Raw genomic sequence first — 2,902 nt, 5'->3', positions numbered from 1 at the left:
GGCGGCAACTAAATCTGATTCAGTTAGTTCCAAAATTTTCATCGACTCAGAGGAATAATACACTTTGTTTGTTGTCAAATCCCAGTCCCAAACTCCCCTATCCGATGCTTGCACCGCAAAATGATACCTTTCATCAGCTACCTTTAATCGAATTTCTTGTTCTTTCACTACTGTTACGTCTGAAATCAGTCCGTAAAAGACCACCTCATCATTATCATTTTTTTTGGGTGTTGCATCAATACGAATCCATTTATAACCACTTTCTGGCATTAATAACCTGAAATCAATTTCCCATTTTTCGTTGCTTGAAATTGCCTTTTCATAAGAATCCAAAAAAACTTTTAAATCCGGTTCATAAATTTTATAATTCGATAATTTGTATGAATCTTCCAGAAACTCATTTATGGAAAATTCATTTAAAAACTCAATGGGTTTACTCAAAAAATCTACTGCAATTTCTTTAAGAGAATTCACCCTTATTTGAAAAATGATGTTCGGAAGCTGCTTAATTAAACTTTCGTATAATTTATTTAAGTCCTCTGGGTTTTTATTGGCTGTAAAAATCATTATTTGCTATACTTCTTAAGTGTAATAGCAAAACTATTGAATCTTAAATAGATATTAACACAAAACATTAAATTTTATTCAAAAAATCACTTCCGTGGATGATAGGCATTCATGACTTCAGTTAAAAATTTCCGGTCCAAATGAACATAAATCTCGGTGGTGGTGATGGATTCATGGCCAAGCATCAATTGGATCGATCGCAAATCAGCTCCATTTTCCAATAAATGGGTTGCAAAAGAATGTCTAAAAGTATGCGGACTTATTTTTTTATTCAAATTGATTTTTACAGTCAAATCTTTAATAATTGTGAAAATCATTGCTCGGGTCAATTGCTGTCCTCTTCGGTTTAGAAATAAAGTGTCTTCAAAACCTTTTTGAATCCCAAGATGAACACGCACTTCATTTCTATAAATTCCAATATATTTTTGGGTCAAATCCCCAACTGGGACAAAACGCTGTTTATTGCCTTTTCCGGTAATTTTGATGAATCCTTCCTCAAAAAACAAATCGGATATTTTTAAGGCAACCAATTCGGAAACCCGAAGTCCGCAACCGTATAAAGTTTCCAACAACGCCCTATTACGTTCCCCTTCGTTCGAACTCAAATCAATTGCCGAGATAATAGCATCAATTTCCTCGACTGCCAAGGTATCTGGCAGTTTTCGACCTGTTTTTGGGGATTCAATCAATTCCAAAGGATTGTCATTTCTAAAATCTTCAAAAATTAAATAAGAGAAAAAGCTTTTGAGACCCGAAATTATTCTGGCCTGAGATCTGGGATTTACTTCTTTGGAAATAGCATAAATAAATTGTTGCACTGTTTCCTCATTAATAGCTATTGGAGAAATCTGAATTGAATTTTGACTTAAAAACAAACACAAGCGCTCAATATCAAAAGAATAATTGTCAATGGTATTTTTTGACAAACCTCTTTCAATCTTAAGATAGGACTGATAACTCTTTAGATACGATTCCCAATTCATTAGAACAAAGTAAGGGCTTTTTGGTGTAAAAAAAAACCTCCCGAATTGGGAGGCTTAATTTTAATTTCTAATAAGATATTAGAATTTATATCCTAAAGACACTGAGAATACTCCGTTTTTAATTGAATCATCAGAAAGGTCAGTATCATAAACATTAGTTAAACCAAAATTATATCTCAATCCTGCAGAAAGATTTTCTGTAAAATCGTATCCTGCACCTAAATTTAAACTAAAATCAGTAGAACTCACGAAATCTTTAACATCCTCACTCTCTATTTTAGCAGAAGTTAAGAAACCGATTTGTGGACCAGCCTCTAAACTAAAAGATTTTGCTACATAATATTTTGCCAATACCGGAATATTGATGTAACCTAAATTAAATGTTTCTCCTTCACTTTTGGCTCCTTGGGCAGAGTACAAAACCTCAGGCTGTATTGCGAATTTTTCGCTAAGTTTAATTTCAGCAAAACCCCCAACTTGAAAACCAACTATAGATGAAGCGTTATCCACATCTCCTGTAAGATTAGCAACGTTTAATGCAGCTTTTACTCCAAATTTAACTTCTTGTGCATTGGTAAATCCAAATGCTAAAACAGCAACAGCTGATAAAATAATTTTTTTCATTTTTGTTTAATTATAATAGTTATTTCCAGCAAATGTATTGTTATTTTTTTCTCTTTAATAAAAAAATAATAGTATTTTTCATATTTATACCAACAATTATACTAACCTTTTAACAATCAATAAGATTGCCTTTTATTACAAAACAAAAAAAATTAATACTCTTTTCTGCAATAAAATTAATTAGTAAGAATTGTAAAAAAACTATTATCATTCAAATTAAGCCAATTACCAATTCATTCGAACAAAGTAAAAATCCTTTTGTTTATAAAAAAACCTCCAAATTGGGAGGTTAATTTTTAACCCTAATAAAATATTAGAATTTATATCCTACAGATATTGAGAAAACTCCGTTTTTAATTGAATCATTTGACCCATCTTCATTTTTTCCAACATTAGTCAAACCAAAATTATAACGAACTCCTCCAGAAAATTTCTTTGTAAAATCATAACCTGCTCCAATATTTAAACCGAAATCAACAGATTCAAAAAAATCTTTAGCATTTTGCGACACTGATTGGCCCAAAACCTCAGTTTCTATTTTTGAACTTGTCAAAAAACCAATTTGAGGTCCAGCTTCCAAACTAAACTTTTCAGCAGCATAGTATTTAAACATAACCGGAATATTTACATATGCCAATTTAAAATTATTTTCCGTATTATACTCAGTACCGTTATAATCAACATTCATATCAAATTTACTTCCTTGTGTGGAATACAATAATTCGGGT

The 2,902-nt window shown here is 31.4% G+C and carries 3 protein-coding genes and 1 pseudogene; all 4 read right to left on the bottom strand.

The window, feature by feature from the left end:
- Positions 1-567: pseudogene (locus tag VFS71_RS14720) on the bottom strand (PAS domain-containing protein); the annotation flags it as partial.
- Between the two features lie 86 nt (positions 568-653).
- Entirely contained in the window at positions 654-1,550 is an 897-nt protein-coding gene (locus VFS71_RS14715; RefSeq protein ID WP_326402159.1) for a site-specific tyrosine recombinase, read from the bottom strand.
- A 78-nt stretch (positions 1,551-1,628) separates the two neighbouring features.
- Positions 1,629-2,174, bottom strand: coding sequence for a porin family protein (locus VFS71_RS14710; protein WP_326402158.1), 546 nt, complete (start codon positions 2,172-2,174; stop codon positions 1,629-1,631).
- Between the two features lie 313 nt (positions 2,175-2,487).
- Positions 2,488-2,902 (bottom strand): porin family protein (locus VFS71_RS14705; protein ID WP_326402157.1); only part of this gene is annotated, 415 nt, incomplete at its 5' end.

The organism is Flavobacterium sp. (assembly GCF_035760125.1).
Taxonomy (GTDB): Bacteria; Bacteroidota; Bacteroidia; order Flavobacteriales; family Flavobacteriaceae; genus Flavobacterium.
This window is presented reverse-complemented; position numbering and strand designations above follow the sequence as displayed.